This window comes from Paenibacillus sp. FSL L8-0435 (assembly GCF_037965655.1).
Taxonomy (GTDB): domain Bacteria; phylum Bacillota; class Bacilli; order Paenibacillales; family Paenibacillaceae; genus Paenibacillus.
On record NZ_CP150185.1, the window covers coordinates 6,388,150 to 6,406,836 of the forward strand.

Annotated in this window: 15 protein-coding genes; all 15 read right to left on the reverse strand. The window is 47.5% G+C overall.

The genetic code is table 11. From position 1 onward, the window contains the following. Window positions 1-93: 93 nt before the first annotated feature. Complete coding sequence (locus tag NST33_RS28300; protein ID WP_221821814.1) at window positions 94-1,221, reverse strand: MraY family glycosyltransferase; 1,128 nt, start codon at window positions 1,219-1,221, stop codon at window positions 94-96. 378 nt (window positions 1,222-1,599) lie between these two features. Next, window positions 1,600-2,361: a WecB/TagA/CpsF family glycosyltransferase gene (locus tag NST33_RS28305; protein WP_339305887.1), complete on the reverse strand. Its 762-nt coding sequence runs from the start codon at window positions 2,359-2,361 to the stop codon at window positions 1,600-1,602. A gap of 7 nt (window positions 2,362-2,368) precedes the next feature. Beyond that, the gene (csaB, locus tag NST33_RS28310) at window positions 2,369-3,550 is read right to left on the reverse strand and encodes a polysaccharide pyruvyl transferase CsaB (protein WP_339305889.1); all 1,182 of its coding nucleotides are present in this window, start codon (window positions 3,548-3,550) and stop codon (window positions 2,369-2,371) included. Further along, on the reverse strand, window positions 3,526-5,547 hold the full coding sequence (locus NST33_RS28315) for a DUF5693 family protein (protein WP_339305891.1): 2,022 nt from the start codon (window positions 5,545-5,547) through the stop codon (window positions 3,526-3,528). The genes csaB and NST33_RS28315 overlap by 25 nt, the downstream gene beginning before the upstream one ends. 220 nt (window positions 5,548-5,767) lie before the next feature. Then, complete coding sequence (locus tag NST33_RS28320; protein WP_221821818.1) at window positions 5,768-7,489, reverse strand: phospho-sugar mutase; 1,722 nt, start codon at window positions 7,487-7,489, stop codon at window positions 5,768-5,770. A gap of 111 nt (window positions 7,490-7,600) precedes the next feature. Next, on the reverse strand, window positions 7,601-8,032 hold the full coding sequence (fabZ, locus tag NST33_RS28325; RefSeq protein WP_036613058.1) for a 3-hydroxyacyl-ACP dehydratase FabZ: 432 nt from the start codon (window positions 8,030-8,032) through the stop codon (window positions 7,601-7,603). A 485-nt stretch (window positions 8,033-8,517) separates the two neighbouring features. Then, window positions 8,518-8,742: a DNA-directed RNA polymerase subunit beta gene (locus tag NST33_RS28330; RefSeq protein ID WP_017691949.1), complete on the reverse strand. Its 225-nt coding sequence runs from the start codon at window positions 8,740-8,742 to the stop codon at window positions 8,518-8,520. Window positions 8,743-8,754: 12 nt separating this feature from the next. Next, entirely contained in the window at window positions 8,755-9,594 is an 840-nt protein-coding gene (locus NST33_RS28335; RefSeq protein ID WP_221821819.1) for a flagellar hook-basal body protein, read from the reverse strand. A gap of 642 nt (window positions 9,595-10,236) precedes the next feature. Continuing rightward, complete coding sequence (locus NST33_RS28340; protein WP_339305894.1) at window positions 10,237-11,121, reverse strand: flagellar hook-basal body protein; 885 nt, start codon at window positions 11,119-11,121, stop codon at window positions 10,237-10,239. A gap of 102 nt (window positions 11,122-11,223) precedes the next feature. Then, complete coding sequence (locus NST33_RS28345; RefSeq protein ID WP_036612542.1) at window positions 11,224-12,222, reverse strand: rod shape-determining protein; 999 nt, start codon at window positions 12,220-12,222, stop codon at window positions 11,224-11,226. A gap of 219 nt (window positions 12,223-12,441) precedes the next feature. Then, window positions 12,442-12,729 carry a sporulation transcriptional regulator SpoIIID gene (gene spoIIID, locus NST33_RS28350; RefSeq protein WP_024632710.1) on the reverse strand — a complete coding sequence of 96 codons (288 nt, stop codon included), beginning with the start codon at window positions 12,727-12,729 and terminating at the stop codon, window positions 12,442-12,444. A gap of 170 nt (window positions 12,730-12,899) precedes the next feature. Then, on the reverse strand, window positions 12,900-13,640 hold the full coding sequence (locus NST33_RS28355; protein ID WP_339305896.1) for a M23 family metallopeptidase: 741 nt from the start codon (window positions 13,638-13,640) through the stop codon (window positions 12,900-12,902). Window positions 13,641-14,283: 643 nt separating this feature from the next. After that, window positions 14,284-15,624, reverse strand: coding sequence for a stage II sporulation protein D (gene spoIID, locus NST33_RS28360; protein ID WP_339305898.1), 1,341 nt, complete (start codon window positions 15,622-15,624; stop codon window positions 14,284-14,286). Window positions 15,625-16,094: 470 nt separating this feature from the next. Continuing rightward, entirely contained in the window at window positions 16,095-17,441 is a 1,347-nt protein-coding gene (gene murA / locus NST33_RS28365) for a UDP-N-acetylglucosamine 1-carboxyvinyltransferase (protein WP_083656970.1), read from the reverse strand. 521 nt (window positions 17,442-17,962) lie between these two features. Then, window positions 17,963-18,220: a DUF1146 family protein gene (locus NST33_RS28370; protein WP_017691941.1), complete on the reverse strand. Its 258-nt coding sequence runs from the start codon at window positions 18,218-18,220 to the stop codon at window positions 17,963-17,965. Between the last annotated feature and the right edge of the window lie 467 nt (window positions 18,221-18,687).

An 18,687-nucleotide genomic window follows, 5' to 3' on the forward strand; every position in this document is an offset into this window, starting at 1 on the left:
AATCTCAAAATAAACAAAAAACCTTATCCACTAGGGATAAGGTTGGGTCTGGAATAATATTCAAGAATAGCTGTAACCATTACATTTATCTATTTATGATTTCGAACGGGTCTCCGGATTCAACTTGACGCGCATGCGCATCAGAAAGTTAATAACCGGTCTTCTCGTTTTGCTAACAAGTCCGATGACTTCTGCTCCCACCTGGAGGAAGAACATCATGATACAGATGACCACGAACGTTACCCAGTTCGCTTCGAACATGGCAGCGGATGATTGGATAATCGCCAAAACTCCGAAGAATGCGGCAATTCCATAAATGATCAGTACCGTCTGGCGGTGACTGAATCCAAGTTCACGCAAGCAGTGATGCAGGTGACCTTTATCCGGTGCGAAAATCGGTTTCCGTTGTACCGCACGACGGATAATCGCGAAGAAGGTATCCGAGAGTGGCACACCGATAATGATCAGCGGTGTAATAAAGGACACGATAGCAATTTGTTTGAATCCCAGCATGGATAGCATCGCCAGAGAGAAACCAAGGAATAGCGATCCGGTATCCCCCATGAAGATCTTGGCTGGGTGGAAGTTGAAAAACAGGAATCCAATGATGCTACCCAACAACACAAGGCACATCAAGGCAATCATCATGTTACCCATCAGGAAGGACATCACGGCAATGGTACCAATTGCAATACCAGATACACCGGCAGCCAGACCATCCAGGCCGTCAATCAGGTTAATCGCATTCGTTACACCAACGATCCAGAAGATCGTCAGCGGAATGGATACCCAAGCTTCGAGTGAAGAATAGGAATCCTGAAAAGGAATGTTAACGAAATCTACCCGGATGTTAAATCCGAATACAACGACAGAAGCAGCAATAATCTGACCAAGCAACTTCACTTTGGCCGACAGTTCAAACCGATCATCCAATGCTCCAATCAGCACGATAATTGTTCCACCAATCAGAAACGCACTGACAAAACTCATGTCCCGAGTTGTGAACCATGCCGATACAAACGGAAGCAATGCAGCAACTGTAATAATAAAGGCCAGGAATATCCCCAGACCACCAAGACGAGGCATAATCCGTGTGTGTACTTTACGTGCATTCGGCGTATCCATTGCGCCAATGCGGACTGCGAACTTTTTGACAAGTGGTGTCAGGGCAAGAGCCAGTCCCATTGACACGATAAATCCAATGATAAAGATCGCTACCATTTGAACATTCGACCCCCAATTATAATACCTGTACGAAATTATAAATCCCCTGATCTCTTTTTATATATAAAAATTATTTGTTAGTCACTTTTGATGAAAAATGCAATTTGCACCAGAACGGAGAGGGCAGAAATAACCTGTAGAAGCGAAGCGTTCGCCTTTATCGCGGGATTTCAACCTTGTAAAGGTGGATAAAAGAAATCCAGAGATAACAGCGATCAAAAGGTTATTCTGACATCGAAGTGGCCGTGTGCAACAACTTCCGTTTTTCATGGAGTGGCACACATGTAATCCGGAATGAATTATACGCTCATCACACCCGAAAAGCCATCCTCAATTTCTAGCAAAAACACGCATTTATCTCGCAATTACCTGTTTTTAACGGACTTTCGTCACGTTTTCTTTGTCACGCATCACCTTAACAGCGAATTTCGGAAGCGCAAGCATCCGGCCTGCCCGGCTTGGTTCACGCAATAAGCGATAGAACCACTCCAGCCTTAACTTTTGGAACAGCATAGGCGCACGTTTGGTTTTGCCCGAAATCACATCAAAGCTACCGCCAACGCCCATGGTTACGGGAACCTGTAATGCATCTTTGTGCTTGTGAATCCACGGTTCTTGGGTGTCCGTCCCACGTGCTACAAACAACAGATCAGGTGCCGCTTCCCGAATGGAAGCGATGACCTGTTCATCCTCAGCCGGACCAAAATAACCGTCGCGATAACCCACAATTCGAATCGCCGGATATTGCTGTTGTAACCGAACTGCCGTTTCTTGAATCACCTCAGGGGTGGAACCAAGCAGATATACGCCCCATCGATAGTTTTCTCCAACACGCAGCAATTCATGTAAAAGCTCAAATCCCGGCACTCGCTCAGCTACAGGATCTCCACAATAATTCGCAGCCCATACGACACCTGTTCCATCAGGAACAATTAATTCCGCAGCTTGCATGACTTCCATGATTGCGGGATTTTCCAATGCAGCCATGACCATAATCGGATTGGCTGTAATGACCTGATGTGGTGTCTGCTTGGACAGCACAGCTTCCTGGAGAACCTTCACCGTTTCTTTCATCGTCAGTTTGGAAAAAGGAATGCCGTAGATCGAAACGGTAGGTATTGATCCGGTCTGACTCATCTTTATCTCATCCTTTGCGGCCTAAATAGTTGATAATCTGCTGTGCAGGCACTCTGGCTTCCTGCTTCAGTTGGGTGATGCCTTCTTCATGTTCCTTCAACCATTGTGAACGTTGATCCAGCAGTCCAACAACAGTCTTAGCGAGTTTGTTGCCATCGAGTGTATCCGTATTGCCTGCTGGTTCACTATCCAGACGAAGCAGGAATTGATCAATTTTCGGATCATACGAGATACCCACCGGAGGCACATATTGCGAAGCTGCATAGATCAGACTGTGCAGACGCATACCGATGACGAGATCACACTTGCTGACTTCCTCCAGCATAAGCTGAGGGTCGGTCAGATCTTCTGTGATGCTAATCTCGCTGCCTTTGCTGGTCACATCACCGAGCATTTCAATAAGGAATCGTGATGCCTGTTCATCATTCGGCAAATGAAATGGTAGAAAACGCAAGTGCACGGCTCTTTTGGAGCACAACTTTTTCAATCCTGCAGCAATAGCCGTAAGCTCCTTGCGGTCTGACTCCCAGAATCGTACCGATATGCCGATCACAGGAAGCTTGGTATGTCCTCCAGATGAAGGTTCCACTCGATTAGCTTGAGTAGCAGCATCTGCTGAGACAGCACCTGCGCCACTCTCCACTTTTGCTTCAGGTAATGGCAAGCCCATTACTGGGTCGGGTACGACATGGATCTGATTCCACTGTAACCCGAGCCCACGCAGGTAGTCCGCAGATTGTTCATCCCGAACGGATACATAGGTGCAGGCCTTGAAGACCGATTTGATCATTGGATTGAAAATTTTACGATTCACAGGGCCAATCCCCTGTGCATAGATAAACGTTGGTTTTTTCAACCACTGGGCCAGCTTGATCACACCCAGATAATAAGGAATGGATTTCAGTCCAGTTACATCCTGCAATAGACTTCCTCCACCACTGATTAATCCGTCACTCTCCTTAAGAGCTTCACGGACTTCCTTCAGTTTCATACGATGCACAGAGCGCACACCGTACATGGAGGTTGTCCACTCGGGATCACCCGAGAGTACAATCGGTTCAATAGTGACGTTTGACCGTTGACTTTCCTCTTCCAGCGCTGTCAAAATCGACTTCAGCACCGCTTCGTCTCCGCTGTTGCGGAATCCGTAATACCCCGAGATGACTAACTTTTGAGAAGTGGTGACCATTTTTTCCAACATCCTTCCGCTACTTGCCACACACCCACAGCAATGATACCGAAGATTAAGCCAAGTCCCAATCCCATCACTCCACGAATGAGTGACAATACAGCCGGCGTATGGATATGCGCAAACGTATCCACCATGGACAACTGTCCAATCGCTGCAATAATGAGCACAAAGACGACTTTACGATATTTTAAAGCGGCGAACACGCCAACGATAAACAGCGGGTGTCCCAGCATAAATTCTTTGAATCTCGGCCGTACACCGAACGTATCTTCCAGCGTGGTACGCAGGAACATCTCGAACGGGGTAACCGATCCTGCATTACCTGTACGGGTTAAATAATAATAACCAACCGCGGCAGCAAATACACCTAACACAACCATTAATACATTAATCGGTGTACGCAGCAGATCCTTGACTTGCTTGATAGAGAAGGAACCCGAACCACGATAAAACACAATGTAGATCGCTACCAGTGCCATAGGTGCAAAGTGCAACAGACTTACGCCGCGGAACTGGTTAATGACCAGACTGTACGTAATACTGTTAAGCAGCGCGATGACAAAAGGTACCGCCAGGAACGACAGAATTGACGTTCTTACATATAAAATTAAAGTCTGCTTCAATCGACGACCCGCAGATGCGTCGGGTTGACGCTGCTGCTGATAGTTCACTGTACGAACAGCCAGCACCATCGCGATGGTCGGCGCAGCTATCGCCACAAGCAAGGCAATTCCTTGCTCCAGCAGCGTTGGTTTCAAAAGGAACAATCCGGCACTGCCCACCAGAGCAACTACAAATGCGATCAATGTCAGTAGTGGGACAAAATATGAAACCATAAGTGCAATCATGGCAATCGCACCAACGAGAGCAACCAGCTTGGCATAACGCTGAATCGAAGAATCCTTAACTGTGAATGCTTCAGCCTGTCCAAGTTCAAATCCATGCTTTGCCATGCGTTCTACCGCATGCCCCGGTTCACCCAGGCTGTTGATCAGATTCTCAATTGGATCTGTAATCATAGCCTTTGCTGTATTCCGGCTTGGTGATGCATTCATATAGAGCATACGAATGTTGCGATCCTTGGTTGCGAGAACAAAACGGTCAGCAATCGTATCTACGTCCAGATTGGCATCTCCATCACTAAGCGAGTACAGACGCGTAACGTTGTAATCCGTTTTATACGCAAGAGTCTGGAAACCAGACTGTGGTTTCTTCAAGTTCTCGATGGCTGCAAGACCAATATTGTGCTTGTTCAGCAACTGTGCGAATTGGTCGAGACTTTTCATCTCTTCATTATCATTGTACCCTTTCACAGCATCACCATCAAACAAGATGCGCTTTACGCCATTCTCTTCGAAGAAGGTAAGCAAGCGCTCCATCGATTCTTGGCTGTATGGCACACTGTCTGAGATCCGCGGCAAAATGTAGAACCCTTTATCACGCAGCATCTTCACGGCAACCGGATCGGGCTGCAAAGGCTGCATGTTGGCATTCTCCGGAGGAGTCTGCAATATTAAGCCGCTACGACCTTCATATTCCCATGGTACAACCGGAATCTGCCGATCAGCGAACGTTTGTTCAATAATAGGGGTATACGTCTGTGCGTTTTCCTCTGATGTAAATAACACATACGTGTAATTTGCATTAGAAGGGATCACATCTTTGGTCAGGTTCGCGAGATCCTGGCCGTTATATACCATTAGTCGGCGTGTCTTTCTCAGCTCGTCCAATGTACTTTCGAACACAGCCATCGTTGTTACGCCTGCATCTTTTAGACGAGTCAATTGTTCATTCATGAAATCTTGCGGATGTGCCTGATACGCTGAGATATCCAGTAGTCCTCGATAGTTAAAGACAAGCTCCACCTTTTTGGCAGAAGATTCTGTCTGCACCCGATCACTGATTACAGGGATGGACGCAACCAGACCGATAATAACGACGAGCCACAACCACTTCCGAGAAGCGTTATTCCAATAAAGCCATTTTTGACGCACTACATGTACCTCCTCAAGTGTTGGAACCAAATGCACGTTCAGCTCAAGTAATTCGTTCATTTAACATTCATACAATAATAGGATACAAACAGCTTGTGTCAACAAGCCTTCTTATATGCTAGAACCATCTACACTTTTATTTCAAAGAAAAACCCCTCCGCCAACCAACCTTACGGTGCGGAGAGGCCTTCTCTTGTCCTTGTTCATTGTTGCATTCGTATTATTGTGCGTCTACACGCGACATCACTGTAGTCACCAGACGATCGATCCGGCTCTCCGCATCTTCCAAACTCTCTCCACGTACGGCGAAGTATACTTTGATCTTCGGTTCTGTTCCTGAAGGACGCAAGCAGAACCATGAACCGTCTGCCAAAATGAACTTCAGTACGTTCTCCTTGGGAAGACCGTCCAGACCAAGGGAGTAGTCCAGTACATCTTGTACCGCAATTCCCGCTACTTCTTGTGGCGGATTGGAACGCCAGTCCGTCATTTTGGCTTGAATCTGAGCCACGCCGTCTTTGCCTTTTAGCGTACGGGACTCCAGCTTCTCCAAGAAGTATCCGAATTGGTTGTACAGCTCTTGCAAGACATCATACAGCGTCTTGCCCTGGCTCTTATAATACGCAGCTGCTTCAGCAATCAGCATCGAGGCAAGGACAGCATCCTTGTCACGGGCATAGTTACCGGAAAGGTAGCCATAACTCTCTTCATATCCGAACAAGAAAGTATGACTGCCTGTTGCTTCGAACTGGTTCATTTTTTCACCGATATATTTGAAGCCTGTCAGTGTGTTCATCACTTCTGCACCGTAATGTTCAGCAATGACAGCACCCATCTCACTTGTTACGATTGTTTTGACAACTGCACCGTTACTTGGCAGTGTTCCGGTCTCTTGAAGACGGCTCAACAGGTAATGTACCATAATGGCACCAGACTGGTTACCGGACAAGACGAAATATTTGCCATCGTTGTCTTTCACCACAGCACCCATACGGTCTGCATCCGGATCTGTTCCGATCAGAATATCAGCACCAACAGATTCTCCTAGCTTCATTGCGAGCGTAAACGCCTCGCGTTCTTCCGGGTTAGGGGATTTCACGGTAGAGAACTCAGCATCCGGCTGTTCTTGTTCAGCTACAATATGCACTTGCTCGAATCCGATCTGCTCCAGTACGCGACGTACAGGGATGTTACCTGTCCCGTGCAGCGGTGTGTAGACGATCTTGAAATCACGGCCTATGCCGGATTGAATCAGTTCGCGGCTCAGACTGCGGCTTGCTACGATATCTACAAACGCTTGGTCTTGGTCTTCACCCAACCAGATCAGGAGCCCTTGAGCTTCTGCTTCTTCTTGCGTCAGTTTCTTCACGTCAGCAAGGGAAGGCACTTCCTGGATGTACTGAATGACCTTTTCCGCTTCAGCCGGTACCAATTGACCGCCCTCATGATTGTAAACTTTATATCCGTTATATTCCGGTGGGTTATGACTCGCCGTTACAACGATTCCGCCAGTTGCCTTCTGATGACGCACTGCAAATGACAACTCAGGAGTTGAACGCAGGGATGGGAACAGCTTGGCTACAATGCCGTTTCCAGCCAGTACAAGCGCAGCATCCAGTGTGAATTCAGGTGAGAAATGACGGGAATCATGAGCAATGACAACAGAAGGTTTGCCTTCTTGGTCACCATGCTGCTCAAGCAAATAACGCGCAAATCCTTGCGTTGCCCGACCTACGGTGTAACGGTTCATCCGGTTGCTTCCGGCACCAATGACTCCGCGCAATCCCCCTGTACCAAACTCCAGGTTTCTGTAAAAACGTTCCTCCAGCTCTTTCGGCTGATCCTGCAAGTCACGAAGCTCCTGTTTCGTTGCTTCATCAATCGAAGCATCCTCCAACCATTGCTGCAACGTCTCTGCTGCTGTTGTGCTTAACTGTTCCATTCCGATAAACCCCTTCCGTCTATATAAATTCAGGTGTGCTGAGTTACTTCAGCATCTCGCATCATTCGGTCCATCTACGTTCCTGCATGATGTCAATGCTCACGTATGTAATCAGCTTGGGTCAGACAGTGCAAACATAATCTCGCCTTCAGCGACCACTTTGTCGTTCACTCGGGCAGTTGCTTTACCTTTACCGATAGAACCCTTCAGACGTGTAATCTCCACTTCCAGAATCAACGTATCTCCGGGCACAACTTGTCCACGGAATCGGAAGTTGTCCAGTCCCGCCAAAAAGCCGATTTTTCCTTTGTTGCCTTCCAAATTCAGAATGGCTACCGCACCAACTTGAGCTAGTGCTTCTGTAATCAATACACCCGGCATTACCGGATACTCTGGGAAATGACCAATGAAGAAAGGTTCGTTGATGGTTACGTTTTTCAAACCAACGGCACGTTTGCCATCCTCAATCTCTAGAATCTTGTCCACCAGCAGAAACGGGGGACGGTGCGGGATGATCTCTTGAATCTGTTTGATATCGAGCACAGTGTAATCTCCTCTCAGGATGTTTATATGAGCGTTCTTCATCATGGATTTTTCATGTGCGCATAGGTGACCGTTACGGTTACGGATCGTTCTTTCGATCGCTGTTGTTTCCTAATGTTTCTGAACTATTTTTCAGATGGGTAACATTCGGAAACAAAGGCGAGCGCTTCGCTTCTTTCGAACGATTCCGTTCCCTTCACTGACTTTAGTGCGGACATGGAAAACCTGATTATGATCAAGTCGAAGCTCATATAAAAGGTTTTTAATTTTAAATTTTGTATGGAAAGCATATTTTCGGTTAACACTAGTTATATCCTTCATGACTGCAGTAGTGAAGGTTAAGATAAGGGGTCTCTCTTCGCGATGACGAATGTCTTTCGCAGGGGAGGCCTCTTTTGCTATGAAACGTCATCCATCATTATACTGTTTTCAACGTCAAAAAGAAAACTCCTGCCTGCGCAGGAGTTTTCGCTTAACTCGTTACATTATGGAGCGAATACCAGATTATATACATGTTCCCATGTACTCCATTGCCATACGGAACCGATATCCTGTTTGCCCAGTACCACATATCCAGCTACCATTCCGCCAGCAAGGGCAAGAACAAGCAGGACCGGAACCAGGAACCATCTTGCGATGCGCCATCCACTCTTCTTCTTCTTGACTTCCTTTTTCTCCGGCTTACTGTTCTGCTGCTGTGTTTCTGTCATCACATTCACCTTTTACGCTCTCATATTGTTGGCAAGACCCAACATGGAATCACTTGAAGTTAGCGCCTTTGCCGCCAGCTGATATGTCCGCTGTCCTTGCATAAGCAAAGACATCTCCTGTGTCAGATCAACATTGGATTGCTCCAGAAATCCTGGTCGGATCAAGGCCGCTGCTTGACGTGTAGCTGCATTAGCGCCAAATACATCATCCTCAGTTAATCCCGCATCCAGACCAAACAGGTTATCCGCATACTGTACCAGCCCCTCAGGGCGTTCAATGTCTACCACTTGCATCTGTGCTCCAATGGTTGCGTTTGCCGCATTACCGCGTCGGATTAACAGGTTGCCATTTTCATCAAAAGCAACTTTGCTATTATTCGGTGCCGTAATACGATTGCCTTGACGATCCAGGGCAAAGTGGCCTTCGCCATTGACCATCACCATCATATCAGGTGAATTCGGAGTAGGCTTAGGTCTTGTATCAGGTACAAAATGAAATGCACCCTGACGTGTCCACATTTTCTCCCCATTCGCTTCAACTGCAAACATCGCATTTCCTTCAATGGCCAGATCGGTCGGAAGACCAGTCTCGTTCAAGGGGCCTTGAGACATATCCTTCGTTACATCTGCCAAGCGAGCACCAAAACCGAGGTTATATCCCATCGGTGTGGAACGCCCATCCAGTTTGTACTTGTCCGGTTGTTGTTGAACCCGGGTGAGCACATCCTCGAAGGCCGCTTGCTTGCTCTTATAGCCTGCCGTATTCACGTTTGCAATATTATCGGAAATGACATCCAGACGCTGCTGTATGGCAGTCATGGAAACCTTGGCACTAATCATGGAATTATTCATTGGTGGTATACCCTCCCTTGGTTCCTGTCCACCCTCCCAAACCCTCCCTAGTAGGGAGGGCCCCAGATGGCGCTGCCCTCTGGACTCCCGAAACAGGCGGATTAGGTAAGTGGAGTACGATCTTGCTAAGTGGCGGTGGTGTGTGCGCCGCGACTGCCGTGCTATGATTCCCGCCATCGTTTCACATGGCTGAATCATAGCACGGCACGCTCTTTATGCGGCGTGTAGCTCCGCGGGGTCTCTTCCCTGCTTTTGCTCCGCAAAGGGCTGTCGAGACCGTCGCTTCGCTCAGGTACTGCTACGCATTCCTCGCATAAGCTCGGCTGCGTCTAGGCTCTTGAGCTCCGCGGGGTCTCTTCCTTGCTTTGCTTCGCAAAGGGCTGTTGAGACCGTCGCTTCGCTCAGGTACTGCTACGCAATCCTCGCATAGGCTCGGTTGCGTCTAGGCTCTTGCGCTCCGCGGGGTCTCTTCCCTGCTTTGCTCCGCAAAGGGCTGTCGAGACCGTCGCTTCGCTCAAGTGCTGCTACGCAATCCTCGCATAGGCTCGGCTGCGCTTTGTTTGCACTTCGCGTGAGCCTCTCTGCTTTGCTGCGCAAAGGACGCTTGGCTCTCCGCTGCGCGGTTATATTTAAACGTCGGCGTTATACACGCCCGACTTCATTGACGGCTTTATCCAGACTGCGGTCGTAGAATTGTACGATCTTCTGGTTCGCTTCATACGCACGGAATGCGGCGTTCATATCAACCGTTGCCTGTGAGGCATCAACATTGGAACCTTCCAGGTATCCCTGACGGATCTGCACATTATCTCCTGCAGCCATCATCCGGGACGTTGCCCCGTTTGCATCGCTGAGACTGAAATTGCCATTACCTTGTCGAACCAGTTGATTCGGCTGGTCAATGACACTAATGCCAAGAGTAACTCCTGTTGGTGCACCTGTTGCTGCATCCACCAAACGGCCTTGCTCATCCACTTTAAATTGCTCTACGGAACCTGTCAACACTACAGGTTGTCCATTATTATCCAACACTTGTGAACCTGTTGAACTCAGCAATTGTCCCGTTCCAGTGATCTCGAAGTGACCATCGCGTGTATATCCGGTGTTACCTTCTGCATCCTGAACTGTAAAATACGCCTGGGGCTGGTAAGTCACCGTGCCGTCGGCCCGTACAAATTTGCCTGATGCGTCAAACGGGATAGGTTGTCCAGTCTGCGGATCATTGACCGTCATATTGGATGAAATGGAAAAATCATTTTTCTGCCCAGTCTCCATAATGGTCCCCTGCAAATTCATGGACAAACTCTCTTCCGCGAACACCCCCGTGTTCAGCTTGCCCAGCCGCTTTGTTGGAAGATTTGCATCTCCGCCTACCAAAGTAATGAGCATTTCCGGGAAGGAACGGCTTACGCTGTTCACCTGTTTGTATCCCGTGGTGTTCATATTTACGATATTCTGTGTTGCTGTGTCATGGCGGCGTTGTTGCGTAATCATTCCCGCAGTAGCGGTGTACAGACCTCTTAACATGAATTAACCCCTCTCCTCAAGCGCCTGAACTGCATTACAGGTTGGCTGCTTGTCCGTTCTGCTTTCCGAGCATGGCGAACCTTTGCTATTTATATCGGCAGATTAGAACTTTTTCTTAACCACCTGATCCAAATTATTAAGCATTATGCCTGTCCCCTTCACGACACAGTGCATTGGATCTTCCGCCACCCATACCGGTACATGCAATTCATTGGACAAAAGCTCGTCCAGTCCGTTCAGCAATGCACCTCCGCCAGTCAATACAACACCACGGTCGATAATGTCCGCTGACAATTCAGGCGGTGTACGTTCCAATACCGATTTGGCTGCCACGATGATGGATTGTACGGAATCCCAAAGCGCTTCCTGTACTTCATTTCCCGATATCGTTACGGTAACAGGAAGGCCGGATACCATATCGCGTCCGCGAATGTCCATCTCCGTTTGATGTCCACCCGGATGTACGGTACCAATCGCAATTTTGATATCTTCAGCGGTCCGTTCACCGATCATGAGCTTGTACTTGGCTTTGATAAACTTGATAATGGCTTCGTCGAACTTGTCCCCTGCGACTTTAATAGAAGAGGCGGTGACCACGTCGCCCATAGAAAGGACTGCAACGTCAGTCGTACCGCCGCCGATATCCACGACCATATTGCCGCTCGGCTGAAAAATATCCATTCCCGCACCGATCGCTGCCGCTTTCGGCTCTTCTTCCAGAAACACTTCTTTGGCACCACTGCGTTCTGCCGCCTCACGGATGGCCTTCTGCTCCACGGAAGTAATGTTCGTTGGTGCACAGATCAAAATCCGAGGGTGGCTGTACCAGCTTCTTGCACCCACACGATTAATGAAATGTCTGAGCATCGCTTCTGTAATCTCGAAGTCCGCAATAACGCCGTCACGCAGCGGTCTAATGGCAACAATGTTACCTGGAGTACGCCCCACCATACGACGCGCTTCTTCCCCAACAGCAAGGACACGCTTCGTATCTCTTTCAATGGTCACGACGGAAGGTTCATCGAGGACAACCCCACTTCCTTTCACGTGAATAAGCACGTTGGCCGTGCCAAGATCAATACCGATATCCTTGCTAAACATAAAAGAGCCCCCAAAGTGATATTATTTGGTCAGCGTATCCTGTGAAAAAGAGTCCCTTATCACGTCACCGCTCGTTCGACAAAGTGCAACATATATATGTAAAAATCGGGCTGATAAGATGTCATAATTCGATCCTGTACCAGCATTTAACATATCATACTTCAGGGGAGGGATTCAATGCATGTGTGAGCTTTTTGGCCTACGTCTTTGTGAAGATGCTTACGATTTGGCGGAAGCCAGCACCTCACGTTTCTTGCCACTCGTTTTTTTGTATTTGATTTTGGTCGCCTCACCGCCCCGCAAATGGCGGATCGACTTGTGATACTCCAAAATGTGTTTCACCTGGTCAGCAAGATCAGGGTTGATTTCCGGCAGACGCTCCGTCAGATCCTTATGCACAGTACTCTTTGACACGCCGAATTCCTTGGCAATGGTACGGACCGTATTCCTCGTCTCAACAATGCAGCGACCAATTTTGATGGTCCGTTCCTTGATGTAATCGTGCACGCTCCCGCCTCCCTACTGTGTGGATAGTTTGGTACATTATATGAGGAGCATGCCTATATATTCGCGGTTTAGAGGTGTGACAAGCTTCGAAGGTCCCATTATTTTCTGAAAAGCACAAAAAGAGCAGAGGTTTAACCCCCTGCCCGTCATGTTGCTGCGGTAAAATTCATTTATTTTTCCGGAAGATATCCTTGCGGGTTAACCGGCTGTCCGTCTTCGTACACTTCAAAGTGAAGGTGGTTGCCAAGTGTTTTACCCAATTCATTGACGCCAGCGGATGCAATCGCATCTCCCTGTTTCACTTCGTCGTCCTGTTTCACTTTGACGTCTGCCAAGCTTTGGTACACCGTCTTCAGGTTATCGCTATGTTTGATTTCCACAACTTGACCTGTGAGCGGATTTTGCTCAACCCGGGTAACTTTACCGGCGAGTGCTGCTTTGACTTCAAACGTTTTGTTATCCCCACGTGCCAGATCCACACCCGTGTTCGGGATGAATGTATCATTGTACTGCACCATTGCCGCTTCATGTTCCTCGGTTGAAGCTTCGCTATCATAGAAAGGTTTTACTACCGAAATTTCGGACGGTACCGCTACCGGCCATACAAAATTCTCCGACTTTGCAACAACTTCCACACTTTCTTCTTCTCCACCTACTGCTGTTCCTTCTGTACCCGCCGATGCGCCTGTTTCTACTACCCCGCTAGCAGGGTCCGAGTTTAGCGTTTTGTCGCCTGTGCCCTGATAGACCCACACTAAGGTTAGTATAATGCCTGCTGCTGCGATGTAGGCTGCCGGGAAGACCCAGCGTTTGGACATTGCTCTTTTCCATGAAGAGGGCTGACTAGCCGGTACTCCTTGAGTTGTTTTAGGAGTTTCTTCTTGGTTTGTTTTTTTGTTTTGTTCATTCATGTTAATCACCTCAGTAACAAGTGTTACCGGGTGCAACTCTTTTATACACGCGCGACTCTAATTATTTTCATGGAGGTTTCAGAGAGTTCTATATATGGAGTGTGTGTGCAGCTAGTTGGTGCGCCGCTTCGGGGCCAGAAAACCTTTCGACCAGCTGTTATCCCCGGATTTCCTGATTATTTCTCCCAAGGGAGAAATCCGGTGATAAAGGCGGACACTTCGCTTCTACAGGTCTTTTCTGTCCCCTGCGCTCCCCATACAGCTAGCACTCTCCGCATATATAGCCGAATCTCGAAAGCTCCGGAATGGGTGTTGGTAGACTGGTCTGGATTGGCTGTAGAGGCCAATCCTTCTATGAAGTGCTTTTATCGGTGAGAGCGAAATGATATAGGATGTGACTGGACAATACAGATGTAAGGTACTCTAGGTTCGTTAAAGTGAGATGTCTGAGATTTGTTAGAATTCCCATTCGCTGTGATAACGCCCAATAAGGTCTCTCAGATTCATTAGCGCACCAATGGTTATAGGGAGTCTGATGTGTCCCAAACCTAAACTTCTCTCATTCCCATACATTTGCATACATTCGCCCCATACTCCTACCCATTCGAATTAATTCGGATCTTTACATCCGCATTCATCTCTCCTACTTCGTTGCAAGCATCTTGGATGCCTGTCCGAATGAGATGCCGGTATAGTAGTGTTTGAGAATCTGGGTGGCGGTGTGTCCCTCCTGCGCCATGCCGTTTGCTCCCCATTGGCTCATGCCAACCCCATGCCCATACCCGAACGTTGTAATTTGGACCTCGTCACCTGTGGTCTTCCAACTGAACTGGCTGGATCTTAATCCAAGCAGTTTGCGAACCTCTGGACCGCTGAATGTTTCACCTGCGACCTGCATTTTCTTAATCCGATGTCCTTTGGTTGTAGACAATACTTCCATCCATGATCCATTCTTCTGGGCGGTAACCGGAATGGCATCCAGGTTTAACTTCTGCAGAACCTCATTACGCTTCATGGTGACGGTCTGCTTGAATCCTGGTGCCAGATTTTTGTCCCACGGACTGTCTACACTTTTCAGATATGGTACAGCGTTCCCCCATACATCCTCGGCATTCTCGGTATACCCATTACTTGTGGAAAAAAAGGATGCGGTGATCGCCTTGCCCTGATAGGTCATCACTGTATCTCGACTTTCGCGTACAGCCTGTTGCAGCTTCTCCCATTCCTTCGCCTTCCCTAGACGCGTCCAATCCGCTTTCACCTGATCTGGCGGAATAAACACCTGATGGCTGACCGTATCCGTCACATCCGCCGCACCTGATGGAACACCGCTGGTATCACTCGCAGCTAACCTACGCACGATAAATGTACGAGCAGCTATTGCCTGTGCCTTTAACGCCTCCAGTCTGAATTCCGCCGGCATCTCAGCTGCCACAACCCCGGTAACATAGTCTTCCAATGGCAGATTCATCGTTTTGCCCGTTGCAGACAGGTATACGCGTACTTTAGGTTCAGGGTAGGTAACAGGAACGGCTGGCGCAGGAGCTGGGGTTCTTGTACTGCTTGAATCTGTTGGAGCAGGGATCGGCTTTGGTGATTCACTTGTCCGTGGCCATACCAGAATTACAGGAATTAGCAGCGCCATTGCCAATAAGGCAGATACAGCGGCAGCGGGTTGCCATCGCTTCGTATTACGTCCCCATCGGGGTTTTCGTCCAAATGTCCGCATTCGGCGTCGCTTCACTCGGCGGAATTCGTCCAGTTCAATTACAGGTATATGAATATGCTCGGTTGTCTTTCTGTTCAACTCATCTGTCGACACCCGTCCTGGATTGGAGAAACTTGCAGGCTGTGATGGAACAGTCCTCAGATTCAATGGGGCAGGCTTGTCTTTTTCCACTCCAGAAACGGTATTGCCCTCCGGCTCTTGCATACCTGGACGAGGGACAAGGGGTACCTTTACCTGTACACGAGCTTCTTTCATTCGAATATAACCCTCCGTTATCTATGGCCGGTCATGTGCCGGTCGTGTTGTTCAAATCCATAGTTTAGGTTATGAGCTGGCTTGATCTGATAGAACCTGATTTAAGAGAAACGAGGCCCTTTTTGTTCTGTTCAATCTCCTGTTTTCTTTTGCTATGTACATCTTAGAAACGTTGATCTGTCGCTGAATACCGGTAATTAACTGCAGTCGACACCCTATATAAAGTACGCTCTTTCATTTGGTTCAGAATCGATACAGAATACGATGTTATGCTATACAAGTTAGGACCAGCTATTAATAGAATCAGGTATCAAATATCTCGTCATATTCTTAAAAGTAAAACACAAAAAAAGCCAAGCCAGATGGCTTAGCTTTATCATTTTTTACAATATACGTTCCATCACATTCATAATCCACACAACGGTGTGACTCATAATAGGGGGATCATATTTTTTCTATTCAATCCAGTGTTAAGCCAAAGTTGGTTGCACCTTAAACATCGGTACTTCTTTCTCCACTTTTTCACTAGGTGCTTTGGTTGCTTCAAGCTTAGGCTCATCAACTGAGATCCGATAGATGTCAGCGCCAAGTCCGTTAAGCTTCTCAGCGAGATGTACATAGCCACGGTCGATGTGATGAACACCGCCCACTTCCGTTGTACCTTCAGCAACGAGACCTGCAATAATGAGTGCGGCACCCGCACGCAAATCGGTAGCCGTTACTTTGGCACCCTTCAGTTTGGCATTACCTGTGATGATGGACGAACGTCCTTCAACTTTGATCTCCGCATTCATCAATTGGAACTCATCCACATGCATGAATCGGTTTTCAAAAACAGTCTCTGTCACGACACTTGTTCCTTCAGATGCGAGCAAGAGTGCCATCATCTGGGATTGCATATCTGTCGGGAATCCTGGGTATGGTAATGTTTTCACATCCACAGCCTTAAGAGGACGATCTGCGATTACACGCACGCCATTCTCATCCGGTTGGATTGTAACACCCATCTCTTCAAGCTTCGCGATAACGGAGCCTAAATGATCAGAGATTGCACCTTCAATGTACACGTCACCACCAGAAATTGCAGCAGCAGCCATATACGTACCAGCTTCTACCCGATCCGGAATAACGGTGTGTGTAACGCCTTTAAGTTTCTCCACACCTTCAATGCGGATGACTCCAGTACCAGCACCACGTACGATGGCACCCATTCCATTCAGGAAGTTGGCAAGATCCACAATCTCAGGTTCTTTCGCCGCGTTCTCCAGAACAGTTACACCTTCGGCCAATGTTGCAGCCATCATAATATTTTGAGTGGCACCTACAGAAGCCACATCCAGATAAATTTTCGCGCCACGCAACCTTCCTTGGCTACGAGCTTCGATATAACCTTGGCCCAAGCTGATCTCTGCGCCCATGGCTTCAAAACCTTTCAAATGCTGATCAATAGGCCGTGTACCGATGGCACATCCACCAGGAAGTGAGATTCTTGTATGACCCATACGAGTCAACAAAGGCCCCATGACCAGGAAAGACGCCCGCATTTTACTTACCCATTCATACGGGGCTTCACAGGAAGTAAGTTTCTCCGCATTTACGGTAATCACTTCGTCCCGGTATGTAACTCCCGCTCCCAGCGATTCCAACACCTTGTTAATCGTCATCACATCGTCTAGAGGAGGCGCGTCAATAATAACGCTTTGTCCTTCTTCCCCTAAGAGAGAGGCAGCGATGATCGGAAGAACAGAATTTTTAGCGCCGCTAACTTTGACACTTCCGGTCAACCTTTTGCCACCGCGGACGATAAATTTGCTCATCATGGTTCCCTCCGCGCTTTTATTCCCTTTTCTTCATTCCGGAATACGTAAGCCCCACTATGCTAGAAAGGACTGTTGCTGTGTGTGGAATTTCGACATATTCTGGCATATTGCCACAGATGTCTGTTCAGAAAAGAATTGGTTTTTATAATCCATATCAATGATACCATGTGCCGTGCATCTTGCTATTCAGCATGTAAAATAAGTGTCTTACAAGCCAGCAGAGCATCAGAACAGACAGAGTGGGATGGTTATTAGCCGGCATGAACCGGATATCCCGTTTATAACTACAAAATAAGTGAACAATTGTGAATTCCCTAACTTCCATCATAACATTGTTGAATTGTACGATACAAGCATTTTTACATAAAACATCTCAAATTCAACCAATTTTACGTCACATTTTTTTCTTAATTTCTTTACCGACAACTCATACTCTAATTGTTAACACAATTAATCGATGTTATTCGACAATGAGCAGCTTGAAGAACCTAACAGATGATTAACCAACCATCTCAACATTAAAACAAATTACGCAACATTTGAGTCCAGGACAAGTAGTCAATGACAAAGCCAGCAACGGCATGCCCCAAAATGATGGCGAGCAACAAATGCAACAGTCTTCCCTGAGCACCTCGTGGCTGCCTGATGATTAAATCCAGTTTGAGATTTGTCAAAGCCCACCAAGACAACGCAATACATAACAGGGAGACGATGATTGAGACCAAGCCATTGGTGCTTAACGCCTGGTTCACCTGATTCGTCAGATCAGTATCCATATATTCTTTACCTCCACATTTGTTGCAGCGATCAGCATATCATATGCCCGGCACCCATAACTTGTTAGTATACTGGAATGTCTTGAGCACAACACACTGAGCGTACTGTCAGATTTACTCCTGCCAGGCAGGAATCTCCTGATGCCCAATCACCGAGCAGCAACAATGCGGCTGTGCATGACTATGGAATCTACTACGCAGCTTCCTGCTTCTGCTGACTCTATGGAATATAGGCTCTTTCATCATACATTGTCAATTACATTGATTTCCACTTCTAAAATATTTTAATTTTAAAATGCCGGGATTTTGTGACTAAAACGACATAAAAGAGCGCTATTTCGATATCGATTCTGTCATTTCCTCGGAAATAATTTAAATTCATTCATGAAAAAAAATGGTTCTCTTAGTGGTAAATGCGCCCACTACTTTAGTCCTACATCCTATTCAAATCCTCATAATCGGTGAAT

Bases quoted from the DNA above. Each gene is read 5' to 3' on its own strand.
- NST33_RS28330 (WP_017691949.1), bottom strand. From the start codon at position 8,742: ATGACAGAAACACAGCAGCAGAACAGTAAGCCGGAGAAAAAGGAAGTC.
- NST33_RS28320 (WP_221821818.1), bottom strand. From the start codon at position 7,489: ATGGAACAGTTAAGCACAACAGCAGCAGAGACGTTGCAGCAATGGTTG.
- NST33_RS28300 (WP_221821814.1), bottom strand. From the start codon at position 1,221: ATGGTAGCGATCTTTATCATTGGATTTATCGTGTCAATGGGACTGGCT.
- NST33_RS28335 (WP_221821819.1), bottom strand. From the start codon at position 9,594: ATGAATAATTCCATGATTAGTGCCAAGGTTTCCATGACTGCCATACAG.
- spoIID (WP_339305898.1), bottom strand. From the start codon at position 15,624: ATGAAAGAAGCTCGTGTACAGGTAAAGGTACCCCTTGTCCCTCGTCCA.
- NST33_RS28355 (WP_339305896.1), bottom strand. From the start codon at position 13,640: ATGAATGAACAAAACAAAAAAACAAACCAAGAAGAAACTCCTAAAACA.
- NST33_RS28305 (WP_339305887.1), bottom strand. From the start codon at position 2,361: ATGAGTCAGACCGGATCAATACCTACCGTTTCGATCTACGGCATTCCT.
- NST33_RS28345 (WP_036612542.1), bottom strand. From the start codon at position 12,222: ATGTTTAGCAAGGATATCGGTATTGATCTTGGCACGGCCAACGTGCTT.
- NST33_RS28340 (WP_339305894.1), bottom strand. From the start codon at position 11,121: ATGTTAAGAGGTCTGTACACCGCTACTGCGGGAATGATTACGCAACAA.
- csaB (WP_339305889.1), bottom strand. From the start codon at position 3,550: ATGGTCACCACTTCTCAAAAGTTAGTCATCTCGGGGTATTACGGATTC.
- NST33_RS28370 (WP_017691941.1), bottom strand. From the start codon at position 18,220: ATGGATACTGATCTGACGAATCAGGTGAACCAGGCGTTAAGCACCAAT.
- murA (WP_083656970.1), bottom strand. From the start codon at position 17,441: ATGAGCAAATTTATCGTCCGCGGTGGCAAAAGGTTGACCGGAAGTGTC.